The following is a 15565-nucleotide window of genomic DNA, read 5'->3' on the forward strand; positions in this document are numbered from 1 at the left end:
CTGGCGTGTTCGCTGCCGGAGAATTTATTGATGATGCGGAATGTTTAGCGGCTTCAGTGACGTTACTTGAGGGAAGCTAGTTGGTAGCGCCCTAAGGCGGCTGCATCGGAGGTACGGAGGAACCGGGATGAAAGATATTCAATACCAACCATTTTTGGACCCGTCGAGCCTGTATGCCACGAATGACGCACTATTCGGTGCCGCCGAACTTAAAGGGCTCAATTTGCTGATGGGCTTCAGCGGCTTTGCTGACGCCGGGCATGTGGTGAGCCAGATCAGTGCCGAACTGCTTGAACAACTCGATGCCGAACCAGTTGCTTTTTTTGATATCGACCAACTTATTGACTACCGGTCGCGACGTCCGCAGATCAGCTTCATTGAAGATCACCTCAGCGACTACCAGCAACCGAGGCTAGCGCTTTTTAAGCTGGTTGACGGCTTGGGTCAGCCCTTCCTCTACCTGACGGGAAACGAGCCTGATCTGCAGTGGGAACGTTTTAGCGCCGCCGTGATTGAGCTGGTACGTCGCTTGGACGTTAACTTGGTGGCCTGGGTGCATTCGATTCCGATGCCGGTGCCGCACACCCGCCCTATTGGCGTAACGGTGCACGGCAACCGTCCGGATCTGATTGAAGGGATGTCTTCGTGGAAGGCCACCGTGCAGTTGCCTTCAGCGATTGGCCACTTGCTTGAGTTGCGGCTGACCGAAGCCGGCCGGAATATTGCCGGATATGCCGTGCACGTGCCCCACTACCTGGCCGATGCTGAATATCCCAGGGCGGCCGTGGCCGCTCTTGAATACCTGGGCGCCGCGGCCTCACTCATGCTGCCGACCGATCGGCTTCGGGAGGCCGGACGTGATGTTGAACAGCAAATAGCGGCCCAGGTTCAGGCCTCGATCGAGGTGCAAGGCGTGGTGAGTAAGCTCGAGGAGCAGTACGATGAGCGGCAGCAGAGCATGCCGGTGAGGTCCTTGCTCGCTGGTGAGGGTGATGAGTTGCCTGATGCCGATGAGCTGGGCGCCGCCATTGAGGCTTATTTGGCTAATCAAGATCATGAGCCGGAAAGCTAGGAACTGCTAGTTCTAGGCTGATAGAGGATGAGGATGGCCGGGGTTTTTCGCTGGCTGGGTTCTCTGACGTCACTTGACTTTTCCTTATCTGACTTCTCCTTCCGGAGTTCTTTTTCTGGTGTTTTCCTCACAACGGAGTGGCCGCCCCTGTAGTTTGCGAAGGCTTCCCCGGATGCTGTGAGGATGACTGCTCAGACACCTCTCACCATCGCCGAGCCAGCCGAGTTGCTGGCCTATTTACCGCATGCGCTTGGCTATTTCCCGGAACGTTCGCTGATGGTTGTTGGTCTGCGGGGTAAGACTATTGGTGGGACGGTGCGGGTCGATCTGCCAGACGTCAATAGCTCGCTTGAGCAGTGCCGCGAATTCTCGGAAACGGTGGCTGAATGTTTAGCGGTGGATCGCTTGGCCGATGCTAGCGTGCTGGCGTTGTTCACCGGTGTTGATTGGCTTGATGGTGAAGATCCCGGTTTTGATCGGCTGATGCTTTGTCTACGTGAGGCTTTGCAGCTCCGCGGTAAGCCGGTCTGCCAAGCCTGGTGGCTAGGCGAACGATATTTTCGGAACTATCTATGCCGCGATGAGCGATGCTGCCCCTCTCCAGGGGTGCTTTTGAGCAAGCTGAAAAGCAGTCGGCTGAACACTGAATTGGTGTTCCGGGGAAGCAGCTATTTCTCAGATCTGAGTGAAGCAACCCAGGCTCCAACGTTAAGCCGAGTGGAGCAGCTGGCGATGTATCGAGGCTTTAGCCGCAACATGCTTCGCCTGGGTGAGGCGATGGCTCGACAGCCGCTTGAGCACACTCTCAGCGACTGGAGTGCGGAAATGCGGCGACTCGGTAGAGCCCGCACGGCCGCCTGGGGCGGCAATCGTGCGGCAGGCGGAGAGGCACAGCCCTGGGAGCGCTGGGGCGGCTTAATGGCTATTTTGCAGTGCCCCCGATTCCGGGATGCCGTGCTGCTTTTGGCGCTGTGTGATGCTGCGCCGGACCAGAAAGTCGAGATCGCGGACCTGCTTCTCGGCAACACCGACTTCCGACCACCTTGGCGGACGTTGAACGGTTTACGGCAGCTCCTCCGACTGATGTCAGCTATGCACGATTTTGTGCCTGTTCTGGAAGGTTGGGGAGCCAAGGAGGACGGTGTTTCAGAGCCGGAGCGACCGCAGCTCGCGACAGAGCAGTTCGCAACAGAGCTGCAGCAGGCAGTAGCTGCTTCTTACAGCTTATTAGGGTGGATCGAATGGAGTAGGGGCCGGGGCAGTCGGGCCGGAGCATATCTCGAAGCAGCGCTGGAGGTGCTTCCCGGCTACCGCCTGGCGGAATTGCTGACCGAGGTGCTGGGAAGCGGCCTATTGTGCAAGTGGGCTAAATCAGCGGCTACCGCTTGGCAGCGATCCGCTTCTGAAGCTGACTGATCACCGTCGCTTAGGGTGTGTTTGGTTCTCTAAGCCCGGCGTTCCGTGAGACAATGATCTAACGACCCGGTTGGGTCCGTGAATGATCTGCCACTACCTGGTTGGTGATTGCTTGAGATTCCTTTGAGGAATCTGGGAACAAGCAGGACGTTTCTGTAGTTCTATCTATAGACCCTTCAGGTGGTGATCGCCGATTTAAGTGATCACGGACTTGACAGGGTCATAGTGGTGTTACGCGCAGGTGGCACCACAGAGAGCAGCAGAAAGGTACTCAGTGTCTCCAACCGCACGTAAGGCCAGCACAGCCACCGTGAGCGCTACCCCCGAAGAACCTGCCAAGAAGCAGACGACAACTCGAACCAGCAATGCGCCGAAGGCTCTTGTCACTCCGGCCGGACGGAAGCCCGCGGGCAAGGTAGTTCCCGTCGAGGAAGCCCCGGAGAAACTCACTCCGGCGAAGAAACGTGCCGCAACCGCAGCGGCTAAGAAAACCACTGCCGACACCGAAACCCCTAAGGCCACCCGAGGCCGTAAGCCAAAGGCTGATTCGGAGAGCGAAGAGGCCGAGGTCAAGGTAGAGGATCTCGAAGTCAGTGAAGAGACTGAGGAACCGGAAGAAGTAACCGAAGAGGGCCTCGCAGAAGTCGCTGAAGTTGCTGAAGAAGCGACGGGCTCGGGTTTTGTTTATTCAGACGCCGACGATGACGATGCGCCGGTCCAGCAGGTAATGTCGGCGGGTGCCACCGCTGACCCGGTCAAGGACTACCTGAAGCAGATCGGTAAAGTGGCGTTGCTCAATGCGGAGCAAGAAGTCGACCTGGCGCTACGCATCGAGGCGGGCCTGTACGCTGAAGAAAAGCTGGCCGCCGATGACGGCAAAATTGCCGAGAAGCTCAAGCGCGAATACCAGTGGGTTATCCATGATGGAAAGCGCGCCAAGAACCATCTGCTGGAGGCCAATCTCCGACTCGTGGTTTCGCTGGCCAAGCGTTACACGGGCCGCGGCATGCTTTTCTTGGACCTTATCCAGGAAGGTAACCTGGGCCTGATCCGTGCCGTCGAGAAGTTTGACTACACCAAGGGCTTCAAGTTCTCGACCTACGCCACCTGGTGGATCCGTCAGGCCATCACTCGGGCGATGGCTGATCAAGCTCGGACCATTCGTATTCCGGTGCACATGGTCGAAGTGATCAATAAGCTCGCCAGGGTGCAGCGCCAGATGCTGCAGGACCTGGGCCGTGAACCAACGCCGGAAGAGCTGGCCCTGGAGCTCGATATGACCCCTGAGAAGGTGGTCGAGGTGCAGAAGTACGGTCGAGAGCCGATTTCCTTGCACACGCCGCTGGGTGAGGATGGCGACTCTGAATTCGGCGATCTGATCGAGGACTCGGAAGCCGTGGTTCCTGCCGACGCGGTGAGCTTCACCCTGCTCCAGGAGCAACTCCACTCGGTACTCGACACGCTTTCCGAGCGTGAAGCTGGCGTGGTCGCAATGCGTTTCGGGCTCACCGACGGGCAGCCGAAGACTTTAGACGAAATCGGCAAGGTTTACGGCGTCACTCGCGAACGAATCCGACAGATCGAATCGAAGACCATGTCGAAGCTACGGCATCCTTCGCGTTCGCAGGTACTGCGCGACTACCTCGACTAAAGCGAAAAGGTTTCCGTCCTACTTCGCCGCCCCGGTGCCTGAGTTCGCGGTTTAGTCTCGGATTCGCTAGTAATTACTAGCGAATCCGAGAGGGAACGCCGAACTCAACGGGAACGTCTTAAATGGCTGAGGCCCACACCAAGCGGTGTGGGCCTCAGCCATTTAAGCTCTAGTCGTCTACTAGCACTGGATCCTTTTCCAGCAGCCGGGAGGTCTCATCATGCCATTCCGAGGAAAGTGGCTTGAGCGTTGCTTCCACGGCGCGGGCGTGGTGTCCGCAGAAAAGTAATTCCCCACCGGAGGATTCCAATACAACTCGGACGTAGGCCTGAGCGCCACAGCGGTCGCATCGGTCTAGTGCATTGAGTTCACGACTTACGGTTGCGGTTGTCATGATTGTCCTCCTCTTAACTCTTCATGTGGTGCGATATACCAATACAACCATTATTCGTGGCAAAACCGTCCCAGGCTGGCCATCCTTTCGCTCTGCGCGTATTGCAATTTGATAACCCTCTTGAGCGTCAGAGGAGTATTCGATGGCCCTCCCCGGTGAAACAGGGCTCTCGATGGGGCAAACTGTCCCTGCCCATCGAAACACCTCATTCGCCGGGCTCTGCTGGGGCCCTCAGCGTGGGGCCCGAAGTTCGGGGCCCTCGGAATGGGGCCACGCGTTCAGGGGACCCGCGGCGAGGCACGAGCTGTGGGGAGAACGTGGGGATAGCGTCTATCTTCCTCCCGAACTCCGGTCGTACCTCCCGAAGTTCGGGGCCCTCGGAAGATAGACTTATGCGGTGGCTCAGCAGAATTCGGACTATAACGCGCGGCACCTTTCTGTCCTCGAAGGCTTAGAAGCGGTCCGCAAGCGGCCTGGCATGTATATCGGCTCCACCGACTCCCGGGGCTTAATGCACTGTCTTTGGGAGATCATCGATAACTCGGTTGATGAGGCCTTGGCTGGCTTCGGACAGAACATTAAGGTAATCCTGCACAAGGACAATTCAGTCGAGGTGCATGACGACGGTCGTGGCATTCCGGTCGATATCGAACCTAAGACCGGCTTGAGCGGCCTCGAAGTGGTGATGACCAAACTGCATGCCGGCGGTAAGTTCGGCGGTTCTTCCTACGCTGCCTCTGGTGGTCTGCATGGCGTCGGCGCCTCGGTGGTCAATGCACTATCGTCCCGACTGGACGTGCAGGTAGATCGCGGCGGCAAAACCTACCAAATGTCTTTTCGGCGCGGCGAGCCAGGCATTTTCAAGGACGCTGGAAAGAACCTCAGCCCGACCGCGGTCTTTGAACCTTTTGTGTCGAAATCGGTGCTCGAGGTTGTTGGCAGCACAAAGCGCGGCGTCACCGGCACCAGGACCCGATACTGGGCGGACCGCCAGATCTTTACCGCTGACGCCAAATTCTCCTATGACGATTTGATCTCCCGAGCTCGACAGACCTCGTTTTTGGTGCCCGGACTTAAAATCACCATCCGCGATGAACGAGGTTTGGCCGGCACTCCCGGTGAAAGCGGCCCGCACGAAGAGGTTTTCCACCATGATGGTGGTATTTCGGAGTTCGTCGATTTCCTCGCTGCTGATGCGCCGGTGACAGATATTTGGCGCCTGCACGGCACCTCCAGTTTCAAAGAAACCGTGCCGATGCTGGATGCCAACGGTCATATGGCCTCCACCGAAGTGCAGCGTGACTGTGAAGTAGATATTGCCTTGCGCTGGGGGATTGGCTACGACACCACGATGCGCAGCTTCGTGAACATTATTGCCACCCCCAAAGGCGGCCGACACCAAGAAGGCTTCGAGCAAGCGCTGCTAAAAACCTTCCGCAAGGTCGTTGAAGCAAATGCTCGAAAGCTCAAGGCCGGTAATGACAAAATCGAGAAAGATGACGTTCTGGCTGGTCTCACCGCGGTGCTAACCGTGCGTCTGGCGGAACCTCAGTTTGAGGGACAGACCAAAGAGGTGCTCGGCACGCCCGCGGTGCGTGCCATCGTCGCCAAGGTGGTGGAGCAGGAAATCACCGCGAAACTCACTTCGAGCAATCGAAATGACAAAGCGCAGTCCGCCCTGCTGCTAGAAAAAGTTGTTTCGGAGATGAAATCGCGAATCTCCGCCCGGGTGCATAAGGAAACTCAGCGTCGTAAGAATGCGCTGGAGACCTCGTCACTGCCCGCTAAACTGGCCGACTGCCGTTCCGATGATGTGGCACGCACCGAACTATTCATCGTCGAGGGTGATAGTGCCCTGGGCACGGCACGGCTAGCCCGTTCCTCGGATTTTCAGGCGCTGTTGCCGATTCGCGGCAAAATTCTGAATGTGCAAAAGGCCTCGGTGGGGGACATGCTCTCCAACGCCGAATGCGCGGCCTTAATCCAGGTGGTGGGTGCCGGTTCGGGCCGGTCCTTTGACCTAGAAGCTGCCCGTTACGGCAAGGTGATCCTGATGACCGATGCCGACGTCGACGGCGCGCACATCCGCACCCTGCTGCTTACTCTGTTCTTCCGCTATATGCGACCGATGATTGACGCGGGGCGGGTTTTCGCCGCGGTGCCGCCACTGCACCGGGTCGAGGTGATCAACCCGGGTCAGAAGGCTAACGAACTGATTTACACCTACTCCGAGCAGGAATTAAAAACCCTGCTGGCCGGATTACAGAAGAATGGCAAACGCTACAAGGAGCCTATTCAGCGGTATAAGGGCCTGGGCGAGATGGACGCGGATCAGCTAGCCGAAACCACGATGGACCCGCGGCATCGCACCTTGCGACGGGTTACCGCTGAAAACGCCGCGATGGCGGAAACCACTTTCGAACTATTGATGGGTTCGGATGTCGCGCCGCGCAAGGAGTTCATCATTGCCGGTGCTGCCGATCTGGATCCCGAACGTATCGACGCGTGAGGTCGAGAGCTGCGAGCCAGCCGGGGCAGACAGCAGTCCAGACGTCGTTGCTAGCTTCGGGCCAGTACGATCAGCTCGCGGTTCCCGGCCACCGGCTCTCGCTGCCAGCCGCCATAGATCTGTTCAACGCTGAAACCAGCGGCTTCTAGATCGGCGGTCAATCGTTCCGCGCTGCGGAAGACTAAAGCGCTGCTCTGGGTTTCGGTGGAACCGTCGGGCAGAATGCGGTACTCGGTGAGGTTTACCAAGCCATCGGCGACCGGTTCGGATTCCAGCCAGGATTCCAGCAGGTAGCCATCGGAGAGTTGTTGGGTTTCCCTGGTCTGTTCTGGGTTCCAGGTTTCCCACGCTCTGGCCTCCGGGTTCCTCGAGTCGAAGGCGAGTCGCCCGCCGGGGCGTAGCGCGCGATGCAGGTCACGCAGGGTTTGCTGCCAGCCGGCCTGGTCAGTGATGTGCTGTGCGACATGCGCAGTCATTACAGCGCTATCGAAGGCTAGCTCAGGGATTTGCGCCGAAGTGCCTTCGATCCAGGTCACCTGCTCAGCCCCGGGCTTCCGGCGTGCGGCGGCCAAAGCTCCGCTATCCGGATCGACACCGTACACTTGGTGGCCAGCCGCGGCCAGTGCCAGCGTCAAACGTCCGGTCCCGCAGCCGAGGTCGAGTACTCGGCTGGCCGACTGCTGATTGACGAACTCGAGAAAGAAGTCATCGTCCGCAGCCCACAGGTTCTGGGCGTCATAGAGTTCAGCGAGTTGTTCGTCGTTGGTTGCCATCTGACCAGTCTAAGCAGCAGTGGGTTGAGTCTCCGCTGACTATTGACCCGGGTTACTTTATTGTTCGGTAGCTGACTTAGTGATTCGCCACTGACGGCGTGCTAACGAGCAAAAAACCGGCAAGAAGCGGAAGCGTGAGCAGAGAACTGAACACTTTACGAAGAATAAACACTCATGCCCCTAGGCTAAAGTGATAAGAAATCTCAAATTAATTTGAGAGAGTAAATCTACCGCATTTGAATATTTTTACCAGAGTGTCGGCAGCACTAAGAGTGCGGTGGGTGCGGCCAGTAGCAGGGCCGAAAGGAGTAAGATCCCAGCCCGGCCGATTTGGCCCAGTGGGGGTTGCGGATGCAGTAAGCGCTCAAGTCGTGCCGCGGTTGCGTCCTCGGGGGCCGGTAGCACATTGTCCGGGGTGGCGTTAGACGGAGTTAGACCAGCCTTTCCTGCAAGAGGCGGTTCGGTATCTAAGCTGGTGGTGCCCGAGGCGACCAAGGCGATGGAACGAACCAAAGTTGGTTCCGCGACCACCCGAAGTGCCGCATCATCGGCCAGCATTTCGATCAGTTCATTGACTGAGCGTTGCGCCAGCTTTGAGGTGGGGAGCCACGGCAATGCGGATTTCCAGGCTGCAAAGGCCCAGAGCAACAGGTGGTGGCGTTGTAAAAGATGGGTGTTCTCGTGGGTGAGTACCGCTTGCAGTTCCTGGGATGAAAGCAAGTTTAGAAGCCCGTCCGAAAGCACTGTCACCGAGCGTGCGCCGCCAGGCAGGCAGTAGGCCACCGGCGCTGCGTGATTAATCACCACCGTGCCGGGTTGTTCTGCGGGGGAGGAAAGCAGCAGCAATAGTTCTCGGTGGCGGCGACGTTGCCGGGCGATTCTGAAATAGGTTAGGGCCAGGGTGAAAAGCAGATGGGCTCCAAGCAGTGCGGCCGCACTGAGCGCGAAAGCATGCCAGAACAAGAGGCCCTCAACGGAGCCATTGAGAAAAACGATCCGAAACAGTCGCTCCAGTGCGGACAGCAGATTGTCTCCTAAAGGAGCCAGTCCCCACGTCAGCATGGCGCCGATCATCGACAGGCCGCCGGCCAAGCCGATTGCTTGCCAAAGAATCATCGCGGTGGCTGGGGAGCGGCGCGGCCAGCGGGCCCGAGAGAGCAGTATTGGGGCAGGCCAAGCAAGGATGACGGCGAGTGCGGCTAGTGCCCAGGCGGTAATGGTGAGCGGGTCGGTGCCCATGAACTAGCAGTCTAGTCCTGAGTGTGGCCTAAAAGCTTGCGCAGCGCCTCGGCTTCGTCTGCCGAAACTGAGCCGATGAAGCGAGCTAAAACAGCTTCCCGATCCGGAGCTGAACCTAGTACCTCATGCATTAGCTCGGCGGTATGTTCTTCTCTGCTGGTGACCGAGCGGTAGCGGTGCGGGCGGATGTCGCGTTCACGCTCCACTAGACCCTTTTTCTCCAGCCGTGAGAGCACGGTCAGCACGGTGGTGACCGCAAGTTCTTTGCCATGCGAGGCGGTGGATTGAGTGAGCAGATCGCGCAGTTCATTGGCAGTCAACGGGGCTGGCTGTTGCCAGAGCAGATCCATCACTGAGCGCTCCAGGTCACCAAGCGTTGCCATACCAGTCCTTTTATCCAGCAGAAAGTTTTCTAGAACTTCAAGGATAGCCTCTAAAGGCCAGTTTCTACAATCCGTAGAAAACGTTCTACACTGTGTAGAAGAAGAGTTCTACACGACGTAGAAAAGGGAGCATGATGGAAGCCCTCGACATCGCCCGCTGGCAATTCGGTATCACCACTGTTTACCACTTCCTGATGGTGCCACTCACCATCGGTCTTGGCCTACTAGTGGCGGTATTACAAACCTGCTGGCTGCGCACTGGCAAGGCCGAATATCTACGGATGACCAAGTTCTGGGGCAAGCTTTTTCTGATCAACTTCATCCTGGGCGTGGCCACCGGCATTGTCCAAGAATTCCAATTCGGCCTGGCCTGGAGCGAATACAGCCGTTTTGTCGGAGACGTTTTCGGCGCACCACTCGCGATGGAAGCACTACTCGCATTTTTTCTGGAATCGACCTTCCTGGGGCTGTGGATCTTTGGCTGGAAGAAGCTACCGGCGAAGATCCATCTCGCTTGTCTCTGGATCGCAGTGCTTGGCTCAGTGGTGAGCGCCTATTTCATCTTGGTGGCCAATTCGTGGATGCAGCACCCGGTCGGCGTTGAGGTGATCAATGGCAGGCCGCAGATGGTCGACGCCTGGGCCGTTTTTACCAATAACACCGCTTTAGTTGCCTTTCCGCACACCATTTTCGGCGCTCTCGCCGTCGCCGGTGGCTTCCTGCTTGGCATTTCCTGGTACCACCTCTGGAAGCGCCGCCAGCTGGGCATCGATACCGTCGATGAGAAGAAACGCGTCATCGTAGGGGAGTCGCCGGAGCACCCGGGGCGGGACAAGACCGACCATAAGGTCTGGCTACGCGGGCTGCGGATCGGCGCGGTGGTGGCGATGGTCGCCTTTGCTGGTACCGCCATTAGCGGTGATTTACAGGGCAAGCTGATGTTCGAACAACAACCCATGAAAATGGCCGCAGCAGAGGCAGCCTGCCAGAACGGTACCAGTTTCTCGGTGCTCTCCTTTGGCGACGTCGGCAGTAGCAACTGTAATGATGTGGTGGCCGTGATCGAAGTGCCCGGCTTGCTCTCCTTCCTGGCACACGGAGACTTCAACACCGAGGTCAAGGGTGTTAGTTCGCTGATCCCTGAGTATCAGGCGAAATACGGCAGCACACTGCCAAATAATCCAATCTACGGCGACCGGGCCGGGCAGCCGATTCAGTACGTCCCGGTGATGGCGGTGACCTACTGGGGATTCCGGATGATGATTGGCTTTGGTGGGTTGGCAGCTTTTGCCGCCTTCGTCGCCCTGATCATCGCTCGAAAAGGCACGGTGCCTTCATCGAAGTGGTTGATGCGACTTGCGGTGCTCGGAATCTTGGCTCCCTTCGGGGCCAACTCGGCTGGTTGGATCTTTACCGAACTTGGTCGTCAACCTTTTGTGGTGGCCCCGAATCCACAAATGGATGGCATTGATCCGGTCTTTATGTTCACCGCCGCCGCCGTTTCACCGGGAGTAAGCGCGGCGGAACTGATCTTCTCGCTAGTGGCTTTCACCGCTGTTTATGGGGTGCTGCTAGTCGTCGAAGTCGCCCTCTTAGTGAAGTACATCCGCGGCGGAGTGCCCTCGGCCATGCCCGAGCTGATCGAGAAAAAGGATTCGGATCAATCGCAGAAGGACGACGACGATGTACTCGCCTTTGCTTACTAAGACCACCCAGCAGAAGACCACGCAGCACAGGATCACACAGCGCAGGATCTCACAGCACAACGGAGAGGACGAGTAGTCATGGAGACGCTACCCACCATTTGGTTCATCCTGATCGCCGTGCTCTGGGCCGGGTACCTTTTCCTGGAAGGCTTCGACCTCGGCGTCGGGATGCTGATGAAGCTCTTCGCCCGGGAAAACCGTGAGCGTCGAGTCTTGCTGAACACGGTCGGCCCGGTGTGGGACGGCAATGAGGTCTGGCTGATTACCGCGGTCGGTGCGATGTTCGCCGCCTTCCCGCGCTGGTATGCCGCCTTGCTCTCGGCGCTTTACCTGCCGATGATCCTGGTGCTGTTGGGCCTGATCTTCCGGGCGGTGGGCTTCGAATACCGTGGCAAGGTGAACTCTGAGCGTTGGCGGAGTGGCTGGGACTGGGCGATTTTCGGCGGTTCCTTGATCTCGGCTTTCGGCGTCGGCACCGCTTTGGTGCTCACGAGCACCGGTCTACCGCTGAACGCCAACGGGGATCGGGTCGGCGGCGCTTTCGCCTGGTTCAACGGTTACACCCTGCTCGGTGGAGCCGCTGTGGTGTTGTTCTGCTTGATTCAAGCCTTGGCCTTCTTAGCCCTCAAAACGGACGGTTTATTGCGTGCCAGAGCTCGTCGCCTCTTCGCCCGCTGGGCCCCGGTTGCCCTGCTACCGCTGTTGCTCTGGGCGGTGCTGGTCGGGGTGGGCGGCGCGAAGCTGATTGGCTGGTTGGCTATCGCGGTGGCCGTGCTGACTGCGGTGGCCGCCGTGCTTGCCGCTCGGCGAGGGCGTGAAGGCTGGTCATTTATTTCGCTGGGGGTTTTCCTGCTCGCTGTGGTGGGGAGCATTTTCTACAATTTGTACCCCAGGGTGCTGCCATCGAGTCTTTCGGCGAGCTTTGACCTGACCATTCAGAATGCCTCATCCTCGGCCTACACCCTTGGCTTGATGAGCGTGATCGCTTGCTTTGGCGTACCGCTGGTGTTGGCTTATCAGGGCTGGACCTACTGGGTGTTCCGGAAACGGATTAGCCCGGCAAGCATTCCGGCATGAGCGGGCAAGCCAAGATGAAATCGAAAGTGAGCCCGCAACGGCGAGCGGTCCGGAACCCGATGGGTATTGCGCTGCCCGCCGGAACGCTGCCCAAGCTCTACCTGTTGGGTTTGCTAGGCGCGTTGAAGGCCACCGCTATGGTGATTTTCGCGGATGGCCTGGCCCGAGCCTCGGTAGCAGTTTTTAACGGCCAACTACCGACTGGCTGGATTGCGCTGGCCGCGCTCGCAGCGCTGTTGCGTGCACTCGTGGTCTGGGGAATTCAAGTGCTGGCGCAGCGGGCCGCGCTGGGCGCGAAAGAGGCCCTCCGGGCCGAGCTGGTGCAGCGCTGGATGCACCACGGCGGGGCGCAGGGTAGCTCGCCGGTGTTGGCCACGCGCGGCTTGGACGCGCTCGATGGCTACTACACACAGTTCTTGCCGGCGTTGGTCAGTGCCGTGACGGTGCCACTGATTATTGGCATTCGGATTCTGAGCGCCGACTGGGTCAGTGCGCTGATCATTGTCTTGACCGTGCCGTTGATTCCACTCTTCATGGCCTTGATCGGTTGGCACACTCAGGACAAAGTTGCCGAGTCCGCAGGCGCGCTCTTGCGGCTTTCCCAACACCTGGTGGAACTGGCCCGGGGGTTACCGGTGCTGGTCGGCTTAGGACGTTCGGCAGCGCAGCGGGCGGCCCTGAAGGAACTGGGGGAGCAGTATCGTAGCGGCACAATGCGGACGCTACGCACCGCTTTCCTCTCCGCGCTCGCCCTCGAACTGATTGCCACCCTTTCGGTAGCCGTGGTGGCAGTTTTCGTTGGGGTGCGTCTGGTTTACGGACAGTTGGGCTTGGAAACGGGACTTCTGGTGCTGATCTTGGTGGCTGATTGTTATTTGCCATTGCGCGAGGTGGGCAGCGCTTTTCACGCCAGCGACGACGGGCGTGAGGCGATGCGTCGGGCCCAGCTGGTACTGGACGAACCTCCTCGGCGAAGCCTGCTCGAAGAACCTGGCAGCGCCGAATCGCCAGCACACGGCGAGCCTCGGGAGCAGCGTCCAGTGCGCGTCAAGGATCTGAGCGTTCAATTCCCGGGACGGCGAGAGGCGACGATTTCCGGCCTCAGCTTCGAGGTAAAAAGACACTCAGTGTGTGCGATTTCGGGGCCGAGCGGCTGCGGCAAATCCACTGTACTCAACGTGCTGGCCGGTCAGCTGACGGCGGCCACGGAGCGCGCCGAGGCCGAGGAAGTCGAGGAAGTCGAGGAACCTGAGCAGCTATTGCTCAGTGGCAGCGTCACCGGCGTCGACCCGGAACGGTTGGCTTGGCTGCCGCAGCAAGCGCGCAGCACAGAGTCAACGGTCGCCGCCGAGCTGCAGCTCTGGGGTGCTAGAGATATCACCGGCTTACTAGAGCGGGTCGGTCTCAGCGGCAGCTCAGCTCAGCATCCGGCGACCCTGAGCCCGGGACAGTTCCGTCGACTCGCGCTGGCCCGGGTGCTGGCCAGAGTTGAGCAGGGGGCCGAACTGGTGCTGGCGGATGAACCGACCGCCCATGTTGACCAAAAGTCGGCGCGACTAATTGAAGAAGCCTTGATCGGGCTACGGGACCGCGCCACGGTGCTGCTGGTCAGTCATGACCCCGTATTGCTCGGCTGGGCTGACCAGCAAGTGCGCTTGGCGGAGCGACGATGAGACTACTGTTTTCAGTACTTCGACCGTGGCGCCCGGCGTTTTTGCGCTCTGTGCTTTTCGGCAGCCTGGCCAGCGCGGGCGCCCTCGCGCTGACCGCGCTTTCGGGCTGGTTGATTGTCCGAGCCAGCCAGCATCCACCAGTGCTCTATCTTCTAGTCGCCATGGTGGGCGTTCGATTTTTCGGTCTGCTACGTGCCATCAGTCGATACCTGGAGCGTTTGGCCTCACACCATGCCGCTTTCGATGCGGCTAACCGACTGCGGCTACGGCTGTGGGACGCGCTGACGCTCAGCCTGCCACGACGTCGCGAGTTGCAGCGGGGTGACCAAGTGCTTTCTTCCTTGGTGGGCAAGGTCGACTCGCTACGCGATCTGCTGCCCAGAGTCGTGCTGCCGCCACTTAGTGCGATCTTGACCAGCGCGGGTGTGCTGCTCACCACGGTGCTGATCCTGCCGCAGGCCTGGCTCTGGCAACTTATCGTCTTGCTAATCGCGGTGTTGGTGGCACCCGGCGTCGCCTTGCTCGCCGACCGTCGTGCCAGTAGCACCGAGCTGAGGCAGCGCGAGACGATGCTCAGCCGACTTACCGTGCTGCTCGCGGCCTCCGCCGAGCTTCGGGTCAACCGAGTGGAAGCAGCACCGCTGGACGAACTTGAACGCTATGATCGGGCGGCAACAAAGCATGCCTCCAGGAGTGTCTGGGCGCAAGGCAGCGGGATTGCGCTGCTCACCGCCGTGGCCGGCCTGGGCGCCTTGGGCATCCTGATGATCGGCGCACCGGCCGTCGGCCAAGGGCAAGTGCCTGCCGAGGCGCTGCTGGCCTTGGTTTTGCTGCAATTAGGTCTGATTGACGTTTTTGCGCCGCTCAGCCAATCAGCGATCGGGCTTCCGGCGTTGCTCAAAGCACTCGGTGAATTCCGAACTGAGACCCAGCAATCCGCTCTGGCTAAGCTGCCCACGGCGCCCGCCGGTGTGGCAGTTCAAGCCAATGACCTAAGCTTCGGCTGGACGGAGAAGGCGCTCATTGAAAAGCTCTCCTTTGAGCTCCCGGTGGGGGACTGGCTTACCGTGAGCGGGCCGAGCGGAACGGGTAAATCTACCTTATTGGCGGTCTTGCTGGGCTACCTTGAACCACTTTCCGGTAGTTGTGCGGTAAACGGCAGAATCGCTTGGTGTCCGCAGCAGGCGCACCTTTTCGACTCCACCGTGCGAGGCAATCTGGCGCTGGCCCGGGAACGCCAGCAGCCGCCCAGTGAAGAGCAGATGCTGGCAGCCCTCGAACGTGTCGGCCTTGGACCCCTACTCGCGGAGTTGCCATTGGGGCTGGACACCCGAATTGGGTCCGCTGGTAGCCAGCTCTCCGGCGGACAGCAGCAACGCTTGGCGGTGGCCCGTGCATTACTCACTGAGGCCGAGATCGTCTTGCTCGATGAACCTGCCGCGCATTTGGACGTTGCCGGTGCGGAGGAGTTAATGGCAGATTTGCGGACCGGCTTGACCGGGCAGACAGTATTGCTGATTTCACACCGTGAGCAGGACCGGGCCGCGGCTCAGTTACTCCTTGAGTTTGACGGCAGTCAGACCGCCCAGCTCAGCGGTACCAGGGTGCTTCGTGAAGGCGCGATGAGCTAGGCGGGGCTGTTCGGGTTCGCGGTCGAGCCGATAGGCTAAAA

The 15565-nt window shown here is 59.2% G+C and carries 12 protein-coding genes; 8 read left to right on the top strand and 4 right to left on the bottom strand.

Annotated elements, in window-relative coordinates:
• Nucleotides 1–127: 127 nt before the first annotated feature.
• From UM93_RS03095 to UM93_RS03105, 3 genes are all read left to right on the top strand, one after another.
• Nucleotides 128–1072: a proteasome assembly chaperone family protein gene (locus UM93_RS03095; RefSeq protein ID WP_045073595.1), complete on the top strand. Its 945-nt coding sequence runs from the start codon at nucleotides 128–130 to the stop codon at nucleotides 1070–1072.
• A 183-nt stretch (nucleotides 1073–1255) separates the two neighbouring features.
• On the top strand, nucleotides 1256–2488 hold the full coding sequence (locus UM93_RS03100) for a DUF4192 domain-containing protein (protein WP_045073596.1): 1233 nt from the start codon (nucleotides 1256–1258) through the stop codon (nucleotides 2486–2488).
• 274 nt (nucleotides 2489–2762) lie between these two features.
• A complete protein-coding gene (locus UM93_RS03105; protein ID WP_045073598.1) occupies nucleotides 2763–4139 on the top strand; it encodes an RNA polymerase sigma factor in 1377 nt (458 codons plus the stop codon).
• A gap of 169 nt (nucleotides 4140–4308) precedes the next feature.
• Here UM93_RS03105 and UM93_RS03110 read toward each other — a convergent pair whose 3' ends face one another.
• On the bottom strand, nucleotides 4309–4533 hold the full coding sequence (locus tag UM93_RS03110; RefSeq protein WP_045073599.1) for a DUF7455 domain-containing protein: 225 nt from the start codon (nucleotides 4531–4533) through the stop codon (nucleotides 4309–4311).
• A gap of 397 nt (nucleotides 4534–4930) precedes the next feature.
• On the opposite strand from UM93_RS03110, the gene UM93_RS03115 reads away from it, so the two are divergent.
• Complete coding sequence (locus UM93_RS03115) at nucleotides 4931–7042, top strand: DNA gyrase/topoisomerase IV subunit B (RefSeq protein ID WP_045073601.1); 2112 nt, start codon at nucleotides 4931–4933, stop codon at nucleotides 7040–7042.
• A gap of 50 nt (nucleotides 7043–7092) precedes the next feature.
• Here the strand turns inward: UM93_RS03115 and UM93_RS03120 are convergent, their stop codons facing one another.
• From UM93_RS03120 to UM93_RS03130, 3 genes are all read right to left on the bottom strand, one after another.
• A complete protein-coding gene (locus UM93_RS03120; RefSeq protein ID WP_045073603.1) occupies nucleotides 7093–7815 on the bottom strand; it encodes a class I SAM-dependent methyltransferase in 723 nt (240 codons plus the stop codon).
• A 246-nt stretch (nucleotides 7816–8061) separates the two neighbouring features.
• The gene (locus UM93_RS03125) at nucleotides 8062–9054 is read right to left on the bottom strand and encodes a M56 family metallopeptidase (RefSeq protein ID WP_045073604.1); all 993 of its coding nucleotides are present in this window, start codon (nucleotides 9052–9054) and stop codon (nucleotides 8062–8064) included.
• An 11-nt stretch (nucleotides 9055–9065) separates the two neighbouring features.
• Nucleotides 9066–9437 (bottom strand): BlaI/MecI/CopY family transcriptional regulator, encoded by a 372-nt coding sequence (locus tag UM93_RS03130; RefSeq protein ID WP_045073605.1) that lies wholly within the window; start codon nucleotides 9435–9437, stop codon nucleotides 9066–9068.
• A 134-nt stretch (nucleotides 9438–9571) separates the two neighbouring features.
• Here UM93_RS03130 and UM93_RS03135 point away from each other — a divergent pair, with 134 nt between their 5' ends.
• From UM93_RS03135 to cydC, 4 genes are all read left to right on the top strand, one after another.
• Nucleotides 9572–11143 (top strand): cytochrome ubiquinol oxidase subunit I, encoded by a 1572-nt coding sequence (locus UM93_RS03135; protein WP_045076786.1) that lies wholly within the window; start codon nucleotides 9572–9574, stop codon nucleotides 11141–11143.
• Between the two features lie 78 nt (nucleotides 11144–11221).
• Nucleotides 11222–12220, top strand: a complete 999-nt coding sequence (gene cydB / locus UM93_RS03140; RefSeq protein ID WP_045073607.1) for a cytochrome d ubiquinol oxidase subunit II — start codon at nucleotides 11222–11224, stop codon at nucleotides 12218–12220.
• Complete coding sequence (gene cydD, locus UM93_RS17640) at nucleotides 12217–13893, top strand: thiol reductant ABC exporter subunit CydD (RefSeq protein WP_052663568.1); 1677 nt, start codon at nucleotides 12217–12219, stop codon at nucleotides 13891–13893. The genes cydB and cydD overlap by 4 nt, the downstream gene beginning before the upstream one ends.
• Nucleotides 13890–15524 (top strand): thiol reductant ABC exporter subunit CydC, encoded by a 1635-nt coding sequence (cydC, locus tag UM93_RS17645; RefSeq protein ID WP_052663570.1) that lies wholly within the window; start codon nucleotides 13890–13892, stop codon nucleotides 15522–15524. The genes cydD and cydC overlap by 4 nt, the downstream gene beginning before the upstream one ends.
• Nucleotides 15525–15565: the final 41 nt, after the last annotated feature.

Source organism: Psychromicrobium lacuslunae (assembly GCF_000950575.1).
Taxonomy (GTDB): Bacteria; Actinomycetota; Actinomycetes; order Actinomycetales; family Micrococcaceae; genus Renibacterium; species Renibacterium lacuslunae.

Bases quoted from the DNA above. Each gene is read 5' to 3' on its own strand.
- UM93_RS03130 (WP_045073605.1), bottom strand. From the start codon at position 9,437: ATGGCAACGCTTGGTGACCTGGAGCGCTCAGTGATGGATCTGCTCTGG.
- UM93_RS03120 (WP_045073603.1), bottom strand. From the start codon at position 7,815: ATGGCAACCAACGACGAACAACTCGCTGAACTCTATGACGCCCAGAAC.
- cydD (WP_052663568.1), top strand. From the start codon at position 12,217: ATGAGCGGGCAAGCCAAGATGAAATCGAAAGTGAGCCCGCAACGGCGA.
- cydC (WP_052663570.1), top strand. From the start codon at position 13,890: ATGAGACTACTGTTTTCAGTACTTCGACCGTGGCGCCCGGCGTTTTTG.
- UM93_RS03100 (WP_045073596.1), top strand. From the start codon at position 1,256: ATGACTGCTCAGACACCTCTCACCATCGCCGAGCCAGCCGAGTTGCTG.
- UM93_RS03110 (WP_045073599.1), bottom strand. From the start codon at position 4,533: ATGACAACCGCAACCGTAAGTCGTGAACTCAATGCACTAGACCGATGC.
- UM93_RS03135 (WP_045076786.1), top strand. From the start codon at position 9,572: ATGGAAGCCCTCGACATCGCCCGCTGGCAATTCGGTATCACCACTGTT.
- UM93_RS03125 (WP_045073604.1), bottom strand. From the start codon at position 9,054: ATGGGCACCGACCCGCTCACCATTACCGCCTGGGCACTAGCCGCACTC.
- UM93_RS03095 (WP_045073595.1), top strand. From the start codon at position 128: ATGAAAGATATTCAATACCAACCATTTTTGGACCCGTCGAGCCTGTAT.
- cydB (WP_045073607.1), top strand. From the start codon at position 11,222: ATGGAGACGCTACCCACCATTTGGTTCATCCTGATCGCCGTGCTCTGG.